This window comes from Streptomyces sp. DT190 (genome assembly GCF_049846985.1).
Classification (GTDB): Bacteria; Actinomycetota; Actinomycetes; order Streptomycetales; family Streptomycetaceae; genus Streptomyces.
Genome location: NZ_JBNCNM010000025.1, coordinates 44,968 through 66,563, shown reverse-complemented (window position 1 = coordinate 66,563; position 21,596 = coordinate 44,968). Strand labels below are relative to the sequence as shown.

Genomic DNA, 21,596 nt, shown 5'->3' with positions numbered 1-21,596 from the left:
GCCGTCAGAGCAGCTCGGGGAGGTCCTCGGCGTAGAGCAGCGTCAGGTCGTCCGTGCTCGGCTCCGCGAGCTGGGCCACCCGGCTCGCGTGCCGCTCCACCATCGCCTCGAACGTCTGCCGCGCGGTGCGGCCGTTGCCGAACGCCGGGCCCTTGGGCAGCTGCGTGAAGTACGTGCCCAGCGCCTCGGCCGCGCCCGGCGCCAGCCGGTACTCGTGCTCCTCGGCCTGCTGCTCCACGATCCGCAGCAGGTCCTCGGGGCCGTAGTCGCTGAAGGTGATGGTCCGTGAGAAGCGGGACGCCACGCCGGGGTTGACCGACAGGAAGCGCTCCATCTCCGCGGTGTACCCCGCGACGATCACCACGACCGCGTCCCGGTGGTCCTCCATCAGCTTCACCAGCGTGTCGATGGCCTCCTTGCCGAAGTCGCGGCCCGCGTCCTCCGGGGACAGCGTGTACGCCTCGTCGATGAACAGCACACCGCCGCGCGCCTTCTCGAACGCCTCCTGCGTGCGGATCGCGGTCGAGCCGATGTGCTCGCCGACCAGGTCGACCCGGGACACCTCCACCAGGTGGCCCTTCTCCAGGACCCCGAGGGAGGCGAGGATCTCGCCGTACAGCCGGGCCACCGTGGTCTTGCCGGTGCCGGGAGAGCCGGTGAAGACCAGGTGCCGCTTGACCGACGCCGCCTTCAGGCCCGCCTGCCGGCGCCGCCGGCCCACCTCGATCATGTCGGTGAGGGCGCGCACCTCCCGCTTGACGCTCTCCAGGCCCACCAGCGCGTCCAGTTCACCGAGGACGTCCTTGGAGCTGCGGACCGGCGGCCCGGGTTCCGCTGCCGGGGGCTCCGGTTCGGCGCGCTGCCCCGGGACCGCGCCCAGCAGCCCGGGGGAGTGGTGCGCCGTCTGCACGGCCGTCTCCGGCGCCGCCGCGGGCGTCCGCAGCCCCGTGCTCTCGTCGCTGGTGCAGTCCTCGACGACGGGCCCGGTCCCGGACGCCGCGTCGGCGCCGCCGTCCGCGAACTCGTAGCCCCCGCGCGCGCACCGCTCCGTACGGCACTTGCGCAGCGTGGTGCGGCTGCCGTCGATGACGTGGAAGCCGTAGCCGCCGCTGCCCGTCACACGGCAGTTCAGGAAGCTGCCGCGGCCCCCGGCCGAGACGTACACACCGGCCTCCGCCGGGGAGTCGACCGTGCAGCGCTCCACCGTGGGGTCGGCGCCCTTGGTGACGATCACGCCCGTCTGCGTGCCGTCCAGCGTGCAGTTGCTGAGCGTGCCGCCGCTGCCGTGGTCGCGGAACCAGGCGCCTGTCGCCGCGTCCCGGATCCGGCAGTCGTCGAGCTGCGCGGTGGCGCCGTCACTCACCGAGACGGCCGTGTTGCGCACCTGCGACAGGTCGCTGTCCACGACGTCCGCCCGCGAACCGCGGTCCAGCACGAACAGGGCGTCCGGCACGTCGTGCACCCGGCAGGAGTCCAGGACGGCGGTGGCGCCGTCGCTGACCCACACCGCCGGGTAGTCGCCCGTGCTGTCGAAGATCTCGCACTGGTTGGCGTCCACGCGCGTGCCCGGGTCCCACACCGACAGGCCGTTGCGCCCGAACTGCCGCACCGTGGTGCGCGTCAGGGTGAGGACCGAGCGGGAGCGCAGGTCGACCGCGTTCTCCGGGATGTCGTGGATCCGGCAGTCGGCGAGCGTGAGCACCGCGTCCGTGTCGAGCGTGACCCCGTCGGCCGCCGTGCGGTGCACATCGCAGTCGGTCAGGTGCGCGGTGGCCCGGCCGGTGATGTGCACGCCGCTGCCGCGCACCTCGTAGATCTCGCAACCCACCGCCTCCAGCGCCGAGTTCTCCCCGGTCGCCGACAGGCCCGAGCCCGACGCGTGGTGCACCTTGCAGCGCTCCAGGCGCGGGTGGGCGCCGCCGCGCACCGCCACGCCCGCCTGGCCGGCCGCGACGACCTCGCACTCCTCGAACACCCCACCCGCGCCGTCCAGTACGGCGATGCCGACGCCCGCCGGGTTGTCGACCGCGCAGCGCCGGACCGTGGGCCGGGCACTGCCGCGCACCTCGATGCCGGCCGCCGACCGCGTGACCACCCGCAGGTCCCGCAGCTCCGGGGTGCCCTCCTCCACCAGCACGGCCGGGGAGGCCGCGTCCTGGCCCTCCACGTGCAGGTCGTGGACCACCGCCGAGGCGCGCACGGTCAGCGGCACCCCGTCCAGGGGGGCGATCCGCACCGAGCCGGGCGCGTTCTCCGGGCCGCGCAGGGTCACCGCCCGCTCCACGACGAGGTTCTCCCGGTAGGTGCCGGGGGCGACGGTGAGGACGTCGCCGTCGGCCGCGGCCTCCAGGGCGGCGGCGAGCGATGCGTACTCACCCGTGCGGCGCCGCCACCGCGACGTGCCGGTGTGCGTCACCTGGACCGTGCCCTGTGCCATGGTGTAGCTGTGCCCCCACCTCGGTCGTACTGATGGCTCGTTCGCCCTCGGGACGTGCCGGACGGTGCCTGACGGCGGCGGTGTGCCCGGCCCGGCGGGGCCCGGTCGCGCGCGGCGTCGACACCCGGCGCGCCCCTCCTGCTCGCTCGCACGCGGGTTGTGCCGAACGGTTCGGCCGGACCACCGTAGCGTGCGCGCGGGTGGTGGGTTGACCAGAGCCGGAAGGCTGTCAGCTGCCGGCGCCCGTCCTGCCCCAGTCCGGGCCCGCCCGGTCCCATGCCTGGTCCCAACGGGCGTACCGGCGGCGGACCATGCGCCAGACGATCAGGCGTCTGCCGCCCTCGACGAGGCCGCCGGCCACCAGGGCCGCGCCGAAACCGGCGAGGACCGCGTGCGTCGACGCCGTCGCGGAGTCCAGCGGGCGGGCCACCATCCGGCCGTTCCGGTCGGTCCACAGGTGGAAGGCGTCGCCCTGCCGCGGGTCCTTCAGGCCCGCCAGGACCGGGCCGCGGCGGGCGGTGCCGTCGGGGGCGGTCCAGTCGGCGAGGACGCGGGTGCGCAGGTCCCGGCCGGTCGACGTCTCGGGGTCGGCGTCCAGCGGGGAGCGGTCCAGCGCGCGGACCACGGTGGCCGTCACCAGGTGCCGCGCCCGGTGCTGCTCGCGGACGGAGCGCTGCAGGGCGTCCTGCGCGGCGCCGCCGACCAGAAGCCCGGTCAGCGGGGCGGCCAGGAGGACGAGCAGCAGGGCGGTCAGCGCCACCCAGGCCTCGGCCAGGTCGGTCGCGCGGCACAGCGGATTGCGCCGCCAGCGCCAGAGTCCACTGATCGCTCGCACCGCCCGCACCCCCTTCCCGCTCCGTGATAACCCCCGGCGGAGGCGTCCACGCGCGAAATCGACGGAGAGAGAGCGACATCACCTCTCCCCAGGGCCTCGCACGAACGTCCCCCTCACGCCAACGCCCGGTCCCGCGGCCCGGTTCCCACGGCCCGCGCCGGTGGCGCCCGCGTCATCCGAGGATCGTGACCGGGTCCCCGAGCCGGATCGTGCCCCGCGACAGCGGCACCAGGTTCTGCCCGAACACCAGCTTCCCGTCCAGCCGCCGGTGCCGCCCGAGGCTGTGCAGGGGCTCCCGGCCGCGCTCGCTCGTGCCCTGGTCGGTGGTGGTCACCACGCACCGCCCGCACGGCTTGGCGACACGGAAGGTCACCTCCCCGACGGCGATGCGTGTCCAGTCGTCCTCGGCCCAGGGGCCGGTGCCCGCCACGACCACGTTGGGCCGGAAGCGGTCCATGGGCAGCGGGCCCTCGTCCGCGTGATCTCCTTGCGCGATCAGGGAGTTGAGGGCGTCGAGGGAGGCCGTCGTGGTGAGCAGCAGAGGAAAGCCGTCGGCGAAGGAGACCGTCTCACCGGGCCGCGCGTAGCGAGGGTCGAGCGGCCGGCGCGTGGCCGGTTCGTCCAGGTACGCCAGCCGCACCCCGATGCCCAGGTAGCTGCTCCACCAGGCGTGCGCCGCCGGGTCCTCGGCCGGGACGGCCTCGACCTTGTCGCGGAAGATCTGCACCGGCACCGTGCCGATCGGCCGGGGCACGGGCACCGTCAGCGGCTCCCTGCCGGGCGCGGACAGGCGGACGCCGCCGTCCGGCAGGAGCTCGGCGGCGGCGAGCGCGAGGCGCGGCTGCTGGCGTTGCGTGACGACCTTTCCCCCGTCGTCGACCAGCAGCCAGCGCCGGTCTCCGGCCAGCCCCCAGGGCTCCACGGCGGCCTCCCGGGGCGCGAGGCCCCGGACCGCCTTGACCGGATGGACGTGAATCGCGTGCAGGTGTGCGTTCCCCATGGGGCCATCGTGCCAGCCGGCGCCGACAGCCCCCGGGTGCGGCTCAGTACCCGCGGTACTGCTGGTTGTTGTACGGGTCCTGGTAGGGAGCCGGGGCCGGGCGGGGGGCCGCGGGACGCATCGCCTCGTAGCCGGCGGGTGCCGCCGGGCGGGGCTGCTGCGGCTGGGGGCCGGGGTAGCCGCGCGGAGCGGTGGCCTGCTGCGGGATGTACGCCGCGGGCGCCTGCTGGAGCGGGGCCGGCTGCTGGGCCTGCGGATAGCCGTAGACGGGCTGGGAGGGGGCGGCCGGCAGCGCGGGCAGCGCCGACGGGAGGGCGGGCAGGCTGCTGCCCGGCATGTCGTACTGCGCGGGGACCCGGATCGGGGCGATCTGCGGGGTGCCCCGCTCGGCGACGAGCCTGTCGTAGATCGGGGTGTCCGGGAAGGAGGCGGAGTAGTAGCCGCCGCCATAGGTGGAGCGGGGGGAGGTCATGGCACATAAGTTAAGCCCACGATGTGCTGGTTGGGGAGACCGATAAGAGGGTTGTTTTCCGTGTCCGCCGTGACCTGGGATCCCCAATGCGAGCGAACTCGGCAAAAAAGGGCAGCGAACCGGTTGCAGATCGTGTAAAGCCCGAGTTCCGGGCGGGTTACCGGCGGTTGGCCGGCGATCTTCCGGCGGCGGGTGCATGGGCGTTCGCCGCCGGGAGGAATAGGTTGTGCCGACGGAACCCGAAGGAACGTGACGGAAACCCGACGGACGGCCGGGGCGGCCCGGCGCGGCGCCAGGCGATGGGGGCGGACATGCACATGCTGAAAGGGTCGAACACTCCGGTGCCCACCGCGGCACTGCGCGTGGAACTGGGCTGGCGTAGCGGACCGGGCGTGCCCGACGCCGACGCCTCCGCCCTGCTGCTCGTGGCGGGAAAGGTCCGCTCGGACGCCGACTTCGTCTTCTACAACCAGCCCGCCCACTCCTCCGGGGCGATCCGGCACGAGGGCAAGCGCGACGCCGGCGGCCAGGTCACCGACACACTCCTGGTCGACCTCGCGCGCGTGGAGCCCGCCATCGAGACGGTCGTCCTCGCCGCCTCCGCCGACGGCGGCACCTTCGGCCAGGTCCCCGGCCTGTACATCCAGGTGCGGGACGCCGCCCAGGGCGCGCCGGTGGCCCGCTTCGAGAACCCGGGCGCCACCACCGAAACCGCTTTCGTGCTCGGCGAGTTCTACCGCCGCCAGGGTGCCTGGAAGTTCCGCGCCGTCGGCCAGGGCTACAGCAGCGGCCTCGAAGGACTGGCCACGGACTACGGCATCACGGTCGACGAACCGCAGCAGGCGGCCCCCGCCGCGGCCCCGGCGCCCCCGCCCGCGGCGCCGGTGTACGCGCGTCCGCCGGCGACACAGCCGGTGGCCCCGCCCCCGCCCGCCGCACCCCCGGCCCCCGAACCCGTCCGTCTCACGAAGGTGACGCTGACCAAGGCGGCCCCTTCCGTGTCCCTCACCAAGCAGGGCGGCACCTCCGGCGCGCTGCACGTGAACCTCAACTGGGAGGTGCGCAAGCAGTTCTCGGGCTGGAGCAGCAAGTTCGGGCGGCCGACCGCGATGCACTCCGACCTCGACCTCGACCTGTGCGCGCTGTACGAACTCACCGACGGCAGCAAGGGTGTCGTCCAGGCCCTCGGCAACAGCTTCGGAGCGCTGCACCAGCCCCCGTACATCCACCTCGACGGCGACGACCGCACCGGCGCCGTGGCGAGCGGCGAGAACCTCACCGTCAACCTCGACCACAAGCACCTCTTCCGGCGCATCCTCGTCTTCGTCACCATCTACGAGGGCGCCCGCTCCTTCGCGGAGCTGAACGCGACGGTCACCCTGCGGCCCCAGCACGGGGCGCCGATCGATTTCTCCCTCGACGAGTGCACGGTCCCCTCACTGGTGTGCGCCCTGGCCCTGATCACCAACACGGGCGGCGACCTGGTCGTCCAGCGCGAGGCGCGGTACCTGGTGCCCGAGCGCGGGGTGAGCCCGCAGCGCACCGTCGACCACGCCTACGGGTGGGGCATGAACTGGACCCCCGGCAGGAAGTGAGCCGCGCGGCCGTCAGCCCTCGTCGGGCACGGCCTGCGGGCGCGCGTAGGTGCGGCCCTTCCAGGCCGCGCCGCGTCCCCGGTAGTGCTGCACGGCCGAGTCGACCGTCATCAGCAGGTACAGGAACGCGGTGAACGGCAGCAGGGGGGCCGGCCACGGCGGCTGCCGGTAGTAGCGGAGCATCGGCAGGTACGTGCCCGCCATCACCAGCCACGCGAGCCCGCCGGTGACCGCTGCCGGCGCACTGCCCGTGGCCAGGCCGGCGACCACGGCCACGGGCGGCACCAGGTACACCAGCACCAGCCCGGCCACCGTCCCGGCCAGCAGCAGCGGGTGGTGCCGCAGCTGGGCGTAGGCGCTGCGCGAGACCATCCGCCACAGATCGCCCAGCCGCGGGTACGGCCGCACGCTGTCGACCCGGTCCGCGAGCCCCAGCCAGACCCGCCCGCCGGCGCGCTTCACGGCCCGCGCGAGCGCCACGTCGTCGATCACGGCCTGCCGGATGGCGTCCGGGATCCGCGCCCGCTCGGCGGTGTCGGCCCGCAGCAGGACGCAGCCCCCGGCGGCGGCCGCCGTCCGCGTCCCGTCCCGGCCGATCCGCCGGAAGGGGTAGAGCTGCGCGAAGAAGTAGACGAAGGCCGGCACCACGAGCCGCTCCCACACGCTCTCCACCCGCAGCCGGGCCATCTGCGAGACGACGTCGAACCCGCCCGTACGGGCCGCCGCCACCAGGTCCCGCAGACTGTCCGGCGCGTGCGCGATGTCGGCGTCCGTGAGCAGCAGGTACTCCGGGCCACGCGCGCGTGCCAGGCCGATGCCGTGGCGCACCGCCCACAGCTTGCCGGTCCAGCCCACCGGAGGCTCGCCCGGCGAGGACACGGTCAGCGGCAGCCCGCCGTGCCGGTTCGCCAGCTCCCGCGCGAGGTCACCGGTGCCGTCCGTGCTGCCGTCGTCGACGAGGAACACCTCCGCCCGCCCGGGATAGTCCTGCAGCAGCAGCGACGGCAGCGCGGCGGGCAGCATCGCCGCCTCGTCGCGGGCCGGGACGACCACGCACACCGCCGGCCAGGCGTCCGGCTCCCGGCGGGGCGGCAGCCGCACGTCCGTGCGCCAGAAGAAGCCCTGGCAGAGCAGCAGCCACAGCCAGGCGAGAAGCGATCCAGCGGCAGTCCATACAAGGGCGCTCACGCGCGCAGTCTGCCCCACGGAACCGGCCCCGCACCGCTCATCGTCTATCGTGATCGGGTGAAGATCGCGCTCATGGACTCCGGTATCGGCCTGCTGGCGGCCACCGCCGCGGTACGGCGGCTGCGCCCCGACGCCGATCTCGTGCTCTCCCTCGACCCCGACGGCATGCCGTGGGGCCCGCGCACCCCGCAGGACCTGACCGAGCGCGCCCTGGCCGTCGCCGAGGCGGCCGCCGCGCGCCGCCCCGACGCCCTGATCGTCGGCTGCAACACCGCGACCGTGCACGCCCTCACCGCCCTGCGCGCCCGCCTCGAACCGGAGCTGCCGGTCATCGGTACCGTACCGGCGATCAAGCCGGCCGCGGCCGGCGGCGGCCACCTCGCCATCTGGGCGACCCCCGCCACCACCGGCAGCCCGTACCAGCGGACCCTGATCCGGGACTTCGCCGGCGGCGTGCCCGTCACCGAAGTGCCCTGCTGGGGTCTGGCCGAGGCCGTGGAGCACGCCGACGAGGCGGCGATCGACGCCGCCGTGGCCGCGGCCGCCGCGCTGACCCCGGAGGACGTGACCACCGTCGTCCTCGGCTGCACCCACTACGAGCTGGTCGGCGAGCGCATCCGGACCGCCGTGCAGCGTCCCGGCCGCCCGCCCCTCGTGCTGCACGGCTCAGCGGGCGCCGTGGCCGCCCAGGCCCTGCGCCGGCTGGGCGAGCAGCCCCTGCCGGGAGCCGCGCCCCAGGGCTCGCTGACCGTGCTCCTCAGCGGACGCGAGGGCGCGCTGCCCGCCCCGGCCCTGGCCTACGAGGAAGGGCGGCTGCTGCAGGCCGTCACCCCCGCGGGCTGACCCACGCCGCTGCCGTTCGCCGTCACGCGGCCGACCGGGCCGCCCGGCCGGATCGGCGGCCCCCCACCCGGCCCAGCCACGCTCCGCCACGAGGTACCGGCGGAGCGAAAGCTGAGTACTCTCAAAGGCATGAGGGACCACCGCCACGGCGAGATCGCCCCCCACGTGCCTGCCGAGGTCTGGACCGGCCGGGCCACCAACCGGGTCCAGTGGCTGCTGGCGCTCGCGGGTGCCGCCTGCATGGCGCTCGGCATCGAGCTGGCCGTGGACTCGGCGTGGACATCCGGCGCGGCCCCGCTGGTCATGGCCGTCGTCGGCTGCATCGCCGCCGGGCTGCTGGTCCTGTTCGGAACCCTCGCCTTCGTCCACGTCGCCCTGCGGGTCGACGAGGACCACCTGGAGGTGCGCTGCGGTCACATCGGCGTGCCCCGCCGCCGCATCCCCCTCTCGCACGTGGCGGGCGCCACGTACATCTCCCACGTCACGCCGCGCCACTGGGGCGGCTGGGGCTACCGGTGGCGGCCCGAGAAGGGCACCGCGGTGGTCGTGCGCCGGGGCGAGGGCGTCGTGCTGGAGCTGTCCGACGGACACACCTTCACGATCACGGTGGACGACGCGGAGGCGGCCGTGCAGGTGATCAAGGAGCGGCTGCGGCCCCGGAAGCCCGGGGCTCCCGCCCACTAGACGTCCTCCCGGTCACCCCGTGGACGCCCTCCCGGTCACCACGCGGGGGTGCGTCCGGCGTCCCGCGCGTGCGGATCGGCGGAGCGGTGCGCCGGTTCGTCGGCGAGCGGGCGTGCCGTGGCCAGGCCCGCCAGCAGTCCGGCCCCCACCGACACCGCGGTGAAGCTGAGCGCGTTGCCGACCGCGGCGATGGCGGCGAGCGCCGTCAGGGCCGCGCCCGCGGTCAGCGCCACCGGGGTCGGACGCGGACCGCGCCACAGCGCGTACATCATCCAGCCGAACGCCGCCACCAGCAGGGCCAGCCCGACGAGGCCCTGCTCGGCCGCCTGCTGCAGGGGCGCCGAGTGGGGCTTGCCGTCGGACAGCAGGGACGGCGCGGAGGCCGGGCTCAGCTCACCGAAGCGGCCCGGCCCGGCGCCCAGGAGGCTGCTCTCGCGCAGCAGGTGCCAGGCGTCCTGCCACAGCCGGACCCGGTGCTGCGTCAGCCGCCCCTCGACGGCGGCGGTGAACCCGCCGGGCAGGGCCCCCGAGGCGATTGCCCAGATCAGGCCCGTCACCACCGCCGCCGCCCCGGCCAGCGCCGCGAGGCCGGCGCCGCGGTGCCGGGTGCGGCCGGCGGCCAGCGAGCACAGCAGCACCGCGACACAGGCGACGCAGCCCGTGGCCGAGCCGAGCAGGGCCGCCAGCACGGCGGTCCCGGCGGCCAGCAGACGCAGCGCGAACCGCACGGCCGGAGCCGACGCCGCCCAGGCCGCGCAGCAGGCGGCACCCGCGGACAGCGTCAGCACGGCCGCCGTGGCACCGGCGTGACCCAGCGGTGCGGAGATCTGCGGGCCCGGGGCCAGCTGCGGTATCGCCAGCAGCCCGACACCGGCCAGCGCACCGGCGCACGGCGCCCCGACCGGCAGCAGCGCCCCGCCGATCCGGCCCGTGGCGTACCCGGCCGCCACGGCAAGCACCGCGAGGAGCACACCCTCCGGGCGGCCGTCGTGCACCGCCGCCGTGATCAGGGACCAGCCCGCGCAGGCCCCCAGCACCACGACACCCGTCGCGTCGGAAACGATTCTTCTCTCGCTGTCCGCGTCCGGCCCGGACGCGGACGACAGCTCGCCTCGACCCACCCCGCCCGCCCCCCGCACCGTCGCCCCCGACCTGTGAAGACCCCGGCCGCCGGGCCGTACCGGCCACGCGACTGAGGCTTCGGCACACCGTAACGGCTGGTGGACGTTTTGGGGATGTGCCGTGACGAAATGAGGAGGAACCGTGCGGCGGGGGCAGTTCCCCGGTCCGGCGCCGGAGGGCGGGCCGCGGGCTCGGGCTCACCTCACCGACGCCGGCCGCCGGTGCCGCCGACCGCGCTGTCGGCGCCCGGACCACTCGACTTACACTCCGGGAGTGACCGTCACCGCAACCTCCGTCGACGAGTCGGACCAGCTGGAGCCGCGCACCGTGCCCCGGGCACGGACCTGGGCCCGGCGGCTCGTCCCGGCCGCCGCAGCAGCGCTCTCCGGCCTGCTCCTCTACGTCAGCTTCCCGCCCCGCACCCTGTGGTGGCTGGCCCCGCCGGCCTTCGCCGTCCTCGGCTGGGCGCTGCGCGGCCGCGGCTGGAAGGCGGCGTTCGGTCTCGGCTACCTGTTCGGCCTCGGCTTCCTGCTGCCGCTGCTGGTGTGGACCGGAGTGGAGGTGGGGCCGGGGCCGTGGCTCGCCCTGGTCGCCATCGAGGCGGTCTTCGTCGCGCTGGTCGGCGCGGGGATCGCGGCGGTGTCGAAGCTGCCCGGCGCGCCCGTCTGGGCCGCCGCCGTGTGGATCGCCGGCGAGGCGGCACGCGCGCGTGCGCCCTTCAACGGCTTCCCCTGGGGCAAGATCGCGTTCGGGCAGGCGGACGGCGTGTTCCTGCCGCTCGCCGCGGTGGGCGGCACCCCGGTCCTCGGTTTCGCCGTCGTCCTGTGCGGCTTCGGGTTGTACGAGGTCGTGCGGCTCGCTGTCGAGAGGCGCTCCGCCGGGGTCGTCCGGCCCGCGGCGGCCGTCGTCGCCGCGCTGAGCGTCGCGGTCCCGGTCCTCGGGGCGTTCGCCGCCCGGCCCCTGGTCAGCGACAAGGCCGAGGACGGCAGCGTCACCGTCGCGGTGATCCAGGGCAACGTGCCGCGCGCGGGCCTGGACTTCAACGCCCAGCGGCGTGCCGTGCTCGACTACCACGCGCGCGAGACCGAGCGCCTGGCCGCCGAGATCGAGGCCGGCGAGGTCGCCCGGCCCGACTTCGTGCTCTGGCCGGAGAACTCCTCCGACATCGACCCCTTCGCCAACCCCGACGCCCGCGACGTGATCGACGCGGCGGCCCGGGCCGTCGGCGTGCCCGTCTCGGTCGGCGGCGTCGTGGAGCGGGACGGCAAGCTGTACAACGAGCAGATCCTGTGGGACCCCGCCAAGGGCCCGGTCGACACCTACGACAAGCGCCAGATCCAGCCGTTCGGCGAGTACCTGCCGCTGCGCTCGCTCATCGGCGCGATCAACCCGGACTGGACGGCCATGGTCCGCCAGGACTTCAGCCGCGGCACCGAGCCGGGCGTGTTCACCATGGACGGCGCCAAGGTCGGTCTCGTCACCTGCTACGAGGCCGCCTTCGACTGGGCCGTGCGCTCCGAGGTCACCGACGGCGCCCAGATGATCTCCGTGCCGAGCAACAACGCCACCTTCGACCGCAGCGAAATGACCTACCAGCAGCTCGCCATGTCCCGGGTCCGCGCGGTCGAGCACAGCCGGACCGTGGCCGTGCCGGTGACCAGCGGCGTCAGCGCCTTCATCATGCCGGACGGCAGGATCACGCAGCGCACCGGCATGTTCGTGGCCGACTCGCTGGTGCAGAAGGTGCCGCTGCGCTCCTCGCAGACGCCCGCCACCCGGCTCGGCGTCCTGCCGGAGATCGCGCTGGTGCTCGTCGCGGCCGGCGGACTGGGCTGGGCGGTCGGCGCCGGTCTGCGCGGGCGACGCGCCGGTGACGCCTAGCCGTACGGCGGCCGCACCCCGCCCGAAACCGGCGGGGGCGTCCCGACCGGCCCTTTAGGGTCGTGGTCATGGCCACTCCTGACTTCATCCGCACGCTCCGCGCCTCCGCGGGGCACCAGCTGCTCTGGCTCCCGGGTGTCACCGCCCTCGTCTTCGACGACGACGGCAGGGTGCTGCTGAACCGCCGGGCCGACACCCGCCGGTGGTCGGTGCTCGGCGGCATCCCGGATCCGGGGGAGCAGCCGGCGGCCTGTGCCGTGCGCGAGGTCCACGAGGAGACGGGCGTACGCTGCGCCGTCGAGCGGGTCGTGCTCGTCCAGGCCATGGAGCCCGTGACGTACGAGAACGGTGACGTCTGCCAGTACATGGACATCACCTTCCGCTGCCGGGCCGTCGGCGGGCGGGCCCGGGTCAACGACGACGAGTCGCTGGACGTGGCCTGGTTCGACGTCGACGCCCTGCCCGAGCTGAACGAGTTCGGCCTGCTGCGGATCAAGCAGGCCCTGTCAGACGCCCCCACATGGTTCGACCCCACTGGATCCGGCTGAACTGTGGGGTGTGACCACATGGGTCGGGGGCGTGGTCCTGCCTAGGGTCGAGACATGACCGCGCCCCCTGTCCTCCCGGCCCCCCACGCCAGTCCGCTCGACCTCGGCGGACGCACCGCGCTCGTCACCGGCGCCGCCGGCGGCATCGGCCGCGCCTGCGCGCTGCGGCTCGCCGCGGCCGGCGCCAAGGTGAGAGCCGTCGACCGGGACGCCGCGGGCCTGGAGGCACTCGCCGCCCAGGGCACCGGTCTCGCGGGCACCGTGGAACCCCACGTCCTGGACCTCACCGACCTGGACGCCGCCGAGCTCGCCGCAGCGGGCACCGACGTCCTCGTCAACAACGCCGGACTGCAGCTCGTGCGCCCCATCGAGGAGTTCCCGCCCGACGTCTTCCACACGGTGCTCACCGTCATGCTGGAGGCGCCGTTCCGGCTCATCCGCGGCGCCCTGCCCCACATGTACGGGCAGCAGTGGGGCCGCATCGTGAACGTCTCGTCCGTCCACGGACTGCGCGCCTCGGCCTACAAGTCCGCCTATGTGGCCGCCAAGCACGGCCTGGAAGGCCTGTCCAAGACCACCGCCCTCGAAGGCGCGCCCCACGGTGTCACCTCGAACTGTGTGAACCCCGCCTATGTGCGCACCCCACTGGTCGAGACGCAGATCGCCGACCAGGCGCGGGCCCACGGCATCCCCGAGGAGCGTGTGCTGTCCGAGGTGCTGCTCCAGGACAGCGCCGTCAAGCGGCTCATCGAACCGGAGGAGGTCGCCGAGGCCGTGGCGTACCTGTGCGCCCCCCAGGCCTCCTTCGTGACCGGCACCTCGCTCGTGCTCGACGGCGGCTGGACCGCGCACTGAGGGCCGGACCCGTCGGCAGTTGTCCACAGGGCTGACGGGACGGCCGGGTCATGGTGAATCCTGTGAGCATGTCCAGCGATCACGTGCAGCAAGCCGAGCGCTCCGCCGGCACCGGGGAACGGCCGGCGAGCGCCGAGACGCCCTACCTGGAGCTTCTGGCCCGGGGCGCGTCCGCCGACGCCTACGAGCAGCCGGTGCTGCTCGCGCGGGCCGAAGGGCGGCCGGCGGAGTGGATCGCGGCCCTCCAGCACGCCAAGCCGCTCGCCCTGCGCGTCCGCGCCGAGCTGGAGGGACGGCGCCGCCGCGAGGCCGAGCTGTCCGCGCTGTTCGCGACCGCCCACGACCTCGCGGGGCTGCGCGACCTCGACGCCGTCCTGCAGGCGATCGTCCAGCGCGCCCGCTCCCTGCTGGGCACGGACGTCGCCTACCTCAGCCTGAACGACCCGGCGCGGGGCGACACCTACATGCGCGTCACCGAGGGCTCGGTCGCGGCCCGGTTCCAGCAGCTGCGGCTCGGCATGGGGGAGGGGCTCGGCGGCCTGGTCGCCCAGACCGCACGCCCCTACGTCACCGACGACTACTTCAAGGACGACCGCTTCCAGCACACCCGCACCATCGACGCGGGCGTGCGCGACGAAGGGCTCGTGGCGATCCTGGGCGTGCCCCTGACGCTGGGGCACCACGTCATCGGCGTGCTGTTCGCGGCGGACCGCCGGGCCCGGGTCTTCGAACGGGAGCAGATCGCCCTGCTCGGCTCCTTCGCCGCCCTGGCCGCGGCCGCCATCGACACCGCCAACCTGCTCGCCGAGACCCGTTCCGCCCTGGCCGGTCTCGAGCGGGCCAACGAGATCATCCGGGACCGCTCCGGCGTCATCGAGCGCGCCTCCGACGTGCACGACCGGCTCGCCGAACTGGTCCTGCGCGGCGGCGGGGTGCACGACGTGGCCGCCGCGGTCTCGCAGGTCCTCGACGGCACGGTCGAGTTCGCCGAGGCCGCCGCGGCACCGGCCGGGGCTCTGGAGGCCTCCCGCGCCGAGGGCCACGCGGTGCGCCACGAGGACGACTGGATCGCGGCCGTCGCCGCCGGCGGCGAACTGCTCGGCGCGCTGGTGCTGCGTGGCCACCCGGGCCTCGACCCCGTGGACCAGCGCACGCTGGAGCGGGCCGCCATGGTCACGTCCCTGCTGCTCCTGGCCCGCCGCTCCGCCGCCGAGGCCGAACAGCGCGTGCGCGGGGAGCTGCTGGACGACCTGCTGGACGCACGTGACCACGACCCGCGCGTGCTGCGGGAGCGCGCGGCCCGGCTGCACGCCGACCTCGACGCCGTCCACGTGGTGCTGGCCGCCCGGCTGGAGGGCGGCGCCGCCGACGCCGACGAGGAGGCCGACGTCCGCAGACGCCTGGCCGCCGCGGCCTCCCACCTGGCAGCGACCCGGCACGGCCTCGCCGCCGCCCGCGACGGCGGCACGGTCCTGCTGCTGCCCCTGGGCCCCGGCGGCACCGCCACCGAGCTGGCCCGCAGCGCCGCCCGGCAGCTGGGCACGGCGGTCCACGCCCCGGTCACCGTGGGCGCCTCCGCGCCCGCCGACGGACTCGCCACCCGCCCCGACGCCGTGTCCACGGCCTACGGTGAGGCCCGCCGCTGCCTCGACGCGCTGCGCCTCCTCGGGCGCTCCGGGGAAGGGGCCGCCGCGGAGGACTTCGGCTTCCTGGGGCTGCTGCTCGCTGGCGACCGGGACATCCCGGGCTTCGTCGAGCGCACCATCGGGGAGGTCGTGGCGTACGACCGGCGCCGCGGCACCGAACTGCTGCGCACCCTGGACGCGTACTTCGACTGCGGGATGAGCCCGGCGCGCACCAAGGACGCACTGCACGTGCACGTGAACACGGTCGCCCAGCGCCTGGAGCGGATCGGCCGCCTTCTCGGCGACGACTGGCAGAGTCCGGCCCGCGCCCTGGAGATCCAGCTGGCGCTCCGGCTGCACCGGTTGTCGGCACCGGCGCGGCACTGACGCCTGCCGGCACGGACCTGTGCACGGCACGGGGCCTGGGTGCGGCCCGGGTCCCGGTGCGACAGGGGACCCGGGTGCGGTCCGGGCCCCGGTGCGGCTCGGGCCTGGGGTGTGGCACGGCCGGCACGCCACCGGGTTCCGAGGCGAACCGGCCCTGGTAGCGAACCGGCCCTTGAGGTGAACAGGCCCTCGTGGCTAACCGGCCCCGGGGTGAACCGGTTCCGGGGTGAACCGGCCCCTGGGACGTACCGGCCCCCGGGACGCGCTGGTCCCCGGGACGCGCCGGCCCCCGTACACCTGGGGTGTGCGGGGGCCGGGGAGCGGGGCCGGGGAAGCGGGACGGGTCTCAGAGCGCGCGGACGTCCTTCGGTGCGGTCGCCGCCGTCGGCTGCTCCGCGTCGGCCGGCGGGAGCACGTCGGCCAGGTCCCGGTGGCGGGTCTCCTCGGCCGCCGCCACCGCGATGACCGTGAGCACGGCGGCGGCGATGACGTACAGGGCGATCGGCGTGGAGCTGCCGTAGTCGGACAGCAGCGCTGTGGCGATCAGCGGCGCCGGGGCGCCCGCCGCGACGGAGGCGAACTGGGCACCGATGGACGCCCCGGAGTACCGCATCCGCGTCGCGAACATCTCGGAGAAGAACGCGGCCTGCGGCGCGTACATCGCCCCGTGCAGCACCAGCCCCACGGTCACCGCGAGCAGCAGGTTGCCGAAGCCGCCGGTGTCGATCAGCGCGAAGAAGGGGAACATCCACAGCCCGACGCCCACCGCGCCCATCAGGTACACGGGCCGGCGGCCGATCCGGTCGGACAGCGCGCCCCACGCCGGGATGACCGCGAAGTGCACGGCCGAGGCGATCAGCACCGCGTTGAGCGCGGTCTGCTTGGAGACGCCGGCCGACGTCGTCGCGTAGACGAGGATGAACGCGGTGATCACGTAGTAGCTGATGTTCTCGGCCATGCGCGCGCCCATCGCGACGAGCACGTCACGCCAGTGGTGACGCAGCACGGCGACGAGCGGCAGCTTCTCCGCCTCCGCGTCCCGGTCCGCGCTGCGGGCCTCGGCCTGGGCGAGCGCCTGCTTGAACACGGGCGATTCATCGACGGACAGACGAATCCACAAACCGACGATGACCAGCACCCCGGACAGCAGGAACGGGATCCGCCAGCCCCAGCTCGTGAAAGCGGCGTCCGACAGCAGGGCGGTCAGCAGGGACAGCACACCGGTGGCCAGGAGCTGCCCGGCCGGTGCGCCGGTCTGCGGCCAGGAGGCCCAGAAACCGCGCCGCCGCGCGTCCCCGTGCTCCGACACGAGCAGGACCGCGCCGCCCCATTCGCCGCCCAGCGCGAAGCCCTGCACCAGCCGCAGCACGGTGAGCAGGACCGGCGCGGCGGAGCCGATGGTGGCGTGTGTCGGCAGCAGACCGATCGCGAAAGTCGCCCCGCCCATCAGCAGCAGACTGAGCACCAGCAGCTTCTTGCGCCCGAGCCGGTCACCGTAGTGCCCGAACACCAGGGCGCCGAGCGGCCGGGCCGCGAAACCGACGGCGTAGGTGAGGAACGACAGCAGCGTGCCGACGAGCGGGTCGGAGTCGGGGAAGAACAGCTTGTTGAAGACGAGCGCGGCGGCGGAGCCGTAGAGGAAGAAGTCGTACCACTCGATGGTGGTGCCGATGAGGGACGCGGCGACGATGCGCTTGAGGTTGTTCGGGGCCGGTGGAGCGGTTGCGGGCGACGACATCGGCACCACTTCCTGGGGTGTGACGGGGACGTTTTGCGTGTCGCCACACCGTAGGAATCCGCAGGTCAAGCGCACATGTGGCGAGACAACATAGTTCGAGGGTCGGCTATGCGTGCGGCCACCATGCCAGCTCATGCAAAGGCGGTTCAGGGGATCGATGGTGGCCGAAACGAGTGCCGTTCGGGACGCGTAGTTCAGGGTGATTTGACGGTGCGGTGCTGACTCCCGTGCTGGTTTGGTGCTGACTACGCTTCGTTGAACTCGGGCATCTGGAATTGATCGATTCAGAGTCGTTGCGTGGCAGGTGACCGGACTGAGAAACCGAGTCGGCCTTGCCGCTCAGCCGCCGTCGGCACTGGCCAAGGCGCTGTGCCTGGGCGCGGTGCACGTTGATGCCAGGAGGTTCTTCGTCTGCTGGTGGTACACGGCTCAGATGCAGTTTGACCAGCGCGTTGAGAATTCGTCCCGTGGGGGCTCGGTTGGCCGAGGCGTCGCGGCGGCGGGTTGATCAGTGCCTACCAGTGCCTCCCGGCCCTGTGACGCCCCCGGGTCCTGGTCGCAGAACCACGGTTCGACGGGGCGGCGCCGGCGCACTATGGCTGTGAGTGCGCTTCCGCTGCTTTTCGCCATTGGGCCTTGACCCCGGTTCCTGGACACGGGTTCTGCGGTGACCGAGGCGGGAGTGACGGCGGCGGACGTTGTAGCGGTGCAGCCATCGGAACGCGTCGAGCCGGGCCTCGCGCTCGCCGGCCCAGTGCTTGCGGCCCTGGAGGGTCTCGCGCTTGAACGTCGCGTCGAAGGACTCGGCGAGTGCGTTGTCCGCGCTGGAGCCGATCGCGCTCATGGACTGGCGGACACCCACCTGGTGACAGGCGTCGGCGAAGGCACGGCTGGTGTACTGGGCGCCATGATCGGTGTGCAGGACCGCTCCGGCGAGGCTGCCGCGGGTGCGTTCGGCGGCGTCCGTGGCGTCGACGACGAGATCGGTGCGCATGTGGTCCGCCTGTGGTTGACGCGTTCGCCCTCCTCGCGGAGCTCGGCGGTGATCCTCGGGACGCCGTAGGTGCCGTCCGACTCGCGGTGCACGGCCCGTATCCGTGCGGCGAGAGCGGCGTCGGCCGCCTGCCGGGCGGCCCGGTCGGCGGCGGTGCGGCGCCAGTAGTAGAAGCTGGAGCGGGCGATGCCCAGGATGGTGCACAGCCGCTTCACGCCGTAGCGGCGCTGGTGGTCGGCGACGAACTGGAAGCGGTTCACCAGCGCGTCTCCCCGGCGAAATACTTCGCAGCTTTCCTCAGGATCTCGCGCTCTTCCTCCAGCTAGCGGACCTTCTTGCGCAGGGCGGCGTTCTCCGCCTCCAGCGCAGTGGGCGGCTCGACGGACGCCTCGGCCCGGCGGCCCCGCGGCCGACTCGCACCGGCCGCCCTGACCCAGTTCCGCAACGTCTCCGGGTTGATCCCCAAGTCAGCGGCGACCGACCTGATCGTCGCTTCGACCACGAGATGTCCGTTCTCAGATCCTCAGGATCCAGTGTCTCGTGTGTCCAAGATCCGGGGTCAAGGCCCTTCGCATGGGGGCCGGCAAGGTGGCAGTTGAGCCAAGACATCGCAGGTCTACCTACCGCACGGTTCTGGCATAGCCACCTGCGCTCATGCCGAATTCCCGTCGGAAGTGCCGATTGAGCTGGCTCTGGTCACAGTAACCAAGCTCGGCGGCGGTCTCTGCCACGGATCGTCCCGCTGCCAGCATGGACTTGGCGCGTGCCAAGCGCAACAGGGTCCGGTAATGGTGCGGTGGAACCCCGTAAGCCTGTCGGAAACTCCTGATCAAGTGGCGTTTGCTGCAACCGGCGACTGCCGCGAGGTCGTCGAGCTTGATGTTGGAGTTCAGTTGGCTGTGGAGCATCTCCCGTACTTGACGAAGCGCTTGAGGACGAAGTGTCGGACTCGCTGCGCCGGGAGCATCCGCATGCCTGGCGAGCAGGACGGTCAGCAAGCTGATCAGCGACGACTCGAGATCCAACTCGTCCTCGCCGTGCGCCAAACCCCTGTGCAGCGCAGCAATGCCGTTGAAGAGGCTGCGGTCTGGATAGGTCACCTCATGAAAGCGCGGCCGGCCTGTGCCGACTGGCATGAGATCGGCGTCAAGGAACATCAGTTGCACAATGGCCTGGCCGTCAGCGGCGGCTTTGTCCTGATCGAGGCAGCTCACGACCTCATGGGGCTCGATCACCGTCACCGCGCCAGGAACAGGGGGACCCTGGGTTCGCCCGAGGTACTGAAAAGGGGGTGCAGAGCCGCCATGCGTGATCTTGACAGTGTACCCACTGTTCACAACGGTCGGGAAATCACCATCGGCAACGCGCACAACCAAGCTCTCGACTCCGAACCGTGCTCTTGTGTGACGCCCATCGATTGCGGACTCAGTCATGTCACTTTCGCCCTAGTTCGGTTTGTTCGGTTGATCTTACAGTTCCCGGCAAGACAAGTGCATCCGTCGATCTAGGGAGGCATGACAGTCGATGGCTGAGCCAGTCGCCCTCCCCCTGCCGTCAGACCGCGGGACGAACACCTGACGAGATCTGTGCACCGCTGCGGAGATCACCGTCCACCCAGATCCAGGTGCCGGGCGGCCGTTCCTGGCCCATCAGGCTCGCGGCCACGACCGTCAGTTCCATGCCTACCGCCAGTTACGACAGGCGCTATGTCAACACCGATCTCGAAAGGGCTCCGATGAGCAAGCCGTACAGCGACGCCGCCAACATCCCGGTCAACGCGTCGCAACCCGTCCTCACCTACCATCCGGTCACCCTCGACGTTCCCGGCCGGCCCGTGCCGCTGGAGGTCAAGGTGTCGATCCCCGCGACCGGCACCGACCTGCCGCTCATCCTCCTGTCTCACGGGCACGGGCTGGCGAACTTCCTGTCCTCCTACAACGGCTACGGGCCGCTGGCGAACTTCTTCGCCGCCCACGGGTTCGCGGTCATCCAGCCGACCCACCTGGACTCGACGGCCCTCGGTCTGCGCGACACCGACCTCAAGGACGCGCCCCTGTTCTGGCGTGACCGCGCCACCGACATGCACAACATCCTCGACCGCCTCGACGACATCGAGGCCGCCGTCCCCGGTCTTGCCGAACGGCGGATCGACAGGGACCGTGTCGGCGCCGTAGGACACTCCCTGGGCGGCAACACCGTTTCCCTCCTCCTCGGAGCCCAGATGCTGGACCCGGACGACGACCGGCCGAAGGACCTCTCCGACTCTCGTGTCAAGGCGGGAGTGCTCATCGGAGCTCCAGGCATCGGCAACGACGAGCACTTCGCCGAGTGGGCCAAGACGAACTACCCGGTGCTGTATTACACCGACTTCGAGCAGATGACAGGCACCAGCCTGATCATTGTGGGCGATCAGGACCTCAACCCCAACTTCTCCAATCGGCTCAGCTACCGTGCTGACGCTTACTCGGCCAGCCCCGGCGGCAACAAAACCATGGTGACCATGTACGGCGCTGGTCACATCTTCGGTGGCATATCCGGATACGACGCGGCAGAGACGGACGACGAAAATCCCGAGCGCGTGGCGACTCTGCGGGCTCTCGTGTGGGCCTACTTGCGCAGCCAGCTCTACTCGGCCGACCCGTCCTGGAAGAACGCGGTGAACGCCCTGGAGAACGGTGAAGACCCGATGGCCAAGGTCGAAACGAGGTAGTTCCGCGAGGTGGGCGGCGGCGCGACGGCCGTCGCCCACCGCACTTCATCGCACCGAGACCTTCCACCCCAGCACGGATCGCACAGGAGCAACCGCCATGTGGACCACGTTCGCTGCAACCGTCGGCGGAAGCGCCGCCGGCCTCACCGGCCTCACCTTCATCGTTGTCGCCTTCCGCTTCGACGTCGTCGCCACCTCCCAGGAATACCGCAACCGCGCCGCGCAAACCGTCTCCCTGTTCCTGACAACCACAGTCACCGCATCGCTGGTCACCCTGCCGCAACCGACCTGGGCGCTCGGGGTCGAACTGTTGGTCGCCGCAGCAGCAAGCGCAAGTCTGCTCTCGGTGCTCGACCACGCAGCTCGCCGTGGCACGTCCCAGCATGCGCGGCCCATCCTCGTCGTCGCGCTCGTCGTGTTCGCGGCAGGTATCGCCGTCGCCGGACTGTTCGCCACCGTCGGCTCCACCAGCGGAATGGGCTTCTACGCCGCGAGTTCGCTGCTCGGCCTCATGTGGGGCGTCTACGGGACGTGGGTCTTCCTCACCCAGGCGGGCACAGATCAGATCAACGCGGTAGCAAACGTGCATGACCAGCCCGGCACCGTGTCGGCCGCCTGACCGGCCCCACACAGTGAGGCGGTGTGGGACTGTGACGGAGTGCGGGTCTGTACGGTGAGTGGT

General features: G+C 72.9%; 17 protein-coding genes and 1 pseudogene. 9 read left to right on the top strand and 9 right to left on the bottom strand.

What is annotated here, in order from left to right:
- Positions 1-4: 4 nt before the first annotated feature.
- The 4 genes from ACPXCS_RS32615 to ACPXCS_RS32600 form a co-directional block, all read right to left on the bottom strand.
- Positions 5-2,437, bottom strand: a complete 2,433-nt coding sequence (locus ACPXCS_RS32615; RefSeq protein WP_425948992.1) for a right-handed parallel beta-helix repeat-containing protein — start codon at positions 2,435-2,437, stop codon at positions 5-7.
- Positions 2,438-2,666: 229 nt separating this feature from the next.
- A complete protein-coding gene (locus ACPXCS_RS32610; RefSeq protein WP_425948991.1) occupies positions 2,667-3,272 on the bottom strand; it encodes an Rv1733c family protein in 606 nt (201 codons plus the stop codon).
- A gap of 172 nt (positions 3,273-3,444) precedes the next feature.
- The gene (locus ACPXCS_RS32605; RefSeq protein ID WP_425948990.1) at positions 3,445-4,272 is read right to left on the bottom strand and encodes an MOSC domain-containing protein; all 828 of its coding nucleotides are present in this window, start codon (positions 4,270-4,272) and stop codon (positions 3,445-3,447) included.
- Between the two features lie 43 nt (positions 4,273-4,315).
- Positions 4,316-4,744 carry a DUF6643 family protein gene (locus tag ACPXCS_RS32600; protein ID WP_425948988.1) on the bottom strand — a complete coding sequence of 143 codons (429 nt, stop codon included), beginning with the start codon at positions 4,742-4,744 and terminating at the stop codon, positions 4,316-4,318.
- A 317-nt stretch (positions 4,745-5,061) separates the two neighbouring features.
- Between ACPXCS_RS32600 and ACPXCS_RS32595 the strand changes: the two genes are divergently transcribed.
- Positions 5,062-6,339: a TerD family protein gene (locus ACPXCS_RS32595; RefSeq protein WP_425949264.1), complete on the top strand. Its 1,278-nt coding sequence runs from the start codon at positions 5,062-5,064 to the stop codon at positions 6,337-6,339.
- A 12-nt stretch (positions 6,340-6,351) separates the two neighbouring features.
- Here the strand turns inward: ACPXCS_RS32595 and ACPXCS_RS32590 are convergent, their stop codons facing one another.
- Positions 6,352-7,545 carry a glycosyltransferase gene (locus ACPXCS_RS32590; protein WP_425948987.1) on the bottom strand — a complete coding sequence of 398 codons (1,194 nt, stop codon included), beginning with the start codon at positions 7,543-7,545 and terminating at the stop codon, positions 6,352-6,354.
- Positions 7,546-7,584: 39 nt separating this feature from the next.
- On the opposite strand from ACPXCS_RS32590, the gene ACPXCS_RS32585 reads away from it, so the two are divergent.
- Positions 7,585-8,370 (top strand): glutamate racemase, encoded by a 786-nt coding sequence (locus ACPXCS_RS32585; protein ID WP_425948985.1) that lies wholly within the window; start codon positions 7,585-7,587, stop codon positions 8,368-8,370.
- Positions 8,371-8,499: 129 nt separating this feature from the next.
- Positions 8,500-9,054: a hypothetical protein gene (locus ACPXCS_RS32580; RefSeq protein ID WP_425948984.1), complete on the top strand. Its 555-nt coding sequence runs from the start codon at positions 8,500-8,502 to the stop codon at positions 9,052-9,054.
- Between the two features lie 35 nt (positions 9,055-9,089).
- Here the strand turns inward: ACPXCS_RS32580 and ACPXCS_RS32575 are convergent, their stop codons facing one another.
- Entirely contained in the window at positions 9,090-10,175 is a 1,086-nt protein-coding gene (locus ACPXCS_RS32575; RefSeq protein WP_425948982.1) for an O-antigen ligase family protein, read from the bottom strand.
- A 274-nt stretch (positions 10,176-10,449) separates the two neighbouring features.
- Between ACPXCS_RS32575 and lnt the strand changes: the two genes are divergently transcribed.
- The 4 genes from lnt to ACPXCS_RS32555 all read left to right on the top strand — a co-directional run bounded on the left by lnt (position 10,450) and on the right by ACPXCS_RS32555 (position 15,472).
- Positions 10,450-12,057 (top strand): apolipoprotein N-acyltransferase, encoded by a 1,608-nt coding sequence (gene lnt, locus ACPXCS_RS32570; protein ID WP_425948981.1) that lies wholly within the window; start codon positions 10,450-10,452, stop codon positions 12,055-12,057.
- A gap of 68 nt (positions 12,058-12,125) precedes the next feature.
- The gene (locus tag ACPXCS_RS32565; RefSeq protein ID WP_425948979.1) at positions 12,126-12,605 is read left to right on the top strand and encodes an NUDIX hydrolase; all 480 of its coding nucleotides are present in this window, start codon (positions 12,126-12,128) and stop codon (positions 12,603-12,605) included.
- Positions 12,606-12,659: 54 nt separating this feature from the next.
- Entirely contained in the window at positions 12,660-13,460 is an 801-nt protein-coding gene (locus ACPXCS_RS32560; RefSeq protein ID WP_425948977.1) for a 3-hydroxybutyrate dehydrogenase, read from the top strand.
- 68 nt (positions 13,461-13,528) lie between these two features.
- Complete coding sequence (locus ACPXCS_RS32555) at positions 13,529-15,472, top strand: helix-turn-helix domain-containing protein (protein ID WP_425948975.1); 1,944 nt, start codon at positions 13,529-13,531, stop codon at positions 15,470-15,472.
- 346 nt (positions 15,473-15,818) lie between these two features.
- Here the strand turns inward: ACPXCS_RS32555 and ACPXCS_RS32550 are convergent, their stop codons facing one another.
- The 3 genes and pseudogenes from ACPXCS_RS32550 to ACPXCS_RS32540 form a co-directional block, all read right to left on the bottom strand.
- Positions 15,819-17,210, bottom strand: coding sequence for an MFS transporter (locus tag ACPXCS_RS32550; RefSeq protein WP_425948973.1), 1,392 nt, complete (start codon positions 17,208-17,210; stop codon positions 15,819-15,821).
- A 670-nt stretch (positions 17,211-17,880) separates the two neighbouring features.
- Positions 17,881-18,694 (bottom strand): annotated as a pseudogene (locus ACPXCS_RS32545) (transposase); the annotation flags it as partial.
- Between the two features lie 130 nt (positions 18,695-18,824).
- Complete coding sequence (locus tag ACPXCS_RS32540; RefSeq protein WP_425948972.1) at positions 18,825-19,445, bottom strand: helix-turn-helix domain-containing protein; 621 nt, start codon at positions 19,443-19,445, stop codon at positions 18,825-18,827.
- 494 nt (positions 19,446-19,939) lie between these two features.
- On the opposite strand from ACPXCS_RS32540, the gene ACPXCS_RS32535 reads away from it, so the two are divergent.
- Together ACPXCS_RS32535 and ACPXCS_RS32530 are read left to right on the top strand one after the other, a co-directional pair.
- Positions 19,940-20,914: an alpha/beta hydrolase family protein gene (locus tag ACPXCS_RS32535; protein ID WP_225656270.1), complete on the top strand. Its 975-nt coding sequence runs from the start codon at positions 19,940-19,942 to the stop codon at positions 20,912-20,914.
- A 97-nt stretch (positions 20,915-21,011) separates the two neighbouring features.
- Positions 21,012-21,533 (top strand): hypothetical protein, encoded by a 522-nt coding sequence (locus tag ACPXCS_RS32530; RefSeq protein ID WP_425948971.1) that lies wholly within the window; start codon positions 21,012-21,014, stop codon positions 21,531-21,533.
- Positions 21,534-21,596: the final 63 nt, after the last annotated feature.

Bases quoted from the DNA above. Each gene is read 5' to 3' on its own strand.
- ACPXCS_RS32615 (WP_425948992.1), bottom strand. From the start codon at position 2,437: ATGGCACAGGGCACGGTCCAGGTGACGCACACCGGCACGTCGCGGTGG.
- ACPXCS_RS32605 (WP_425948990.1), bottom strand. From the start codon at position 4,272: ATGGGGAACGCACACCTGCACGCGATTCACGTCCATCCGGTCAAGGCG.
- ACPXCS_RS32600 (WP_425948988.1), bottom strand. From the start codon at position 4,744: ATGACCTCCCCCCGCTCCACCTATGGCGGCGGCTACTACTCCGCCTCC.
- ACPXCS_RS32595 (WP_425949264.1), top strand. From the start codon at position 5,062: ATGCTGAAAGGGTCGAACACTCCGGTGCCCACCGCGGCACTGCGCGTG.
- ACPXCS_RS32580 (WP_425948984.1), top strand. From the start codon at position 8,500: ATGAGGGACCACCGCCACGGCGAGATCGCCCCCCACGTGCCTGCCGAG.
- ACPXCS_RS32565 (WP_425948979.1), top strand. From the start codon at position 12,126: ATGGCCACTCCTGACTTCATCCGCACGCTCCGCGCCTCCGCGGGGCAC.
- ACPXCS_RS32560 (WP_425948977.1), top strand. From the start codon at position 12,660: ATGACCGCGCCCCCTGTCCTCCCGGCCCCCCACGCCAGTCCGCTCGAC.
- ACPXCS_RS32555 (WP_425948975.1), top strand. From the start codon at position 13,529: ATGTCCAGCGATCACGTGCAGCAAGCCGAGCGCTCCGCCGGCACCGGG.
- ACPXCS_RS32550 (WP_425948973.1), bottom strand. From the start codon at position 17,210: ATGTCGTCGCCCGCAACCGCTCCACCGGCCCCGAACAACCTCAAGCGC.
- ACPXCS_RS32535 (WP_225656270.1), top strand. From the start codon at position 19,940: ATGAGCAAGCCGTACAGCGACGCCGCCAACATCCCGGTCAACGCGTCG.
- ACPXCS_RS32530 (WP_425948971.1), top strand. From the start codon at position 21,012: ATGTGGACCACGTTCGCTGCAACCGTCGGCGGAAGCGCCGCCGGCCTC.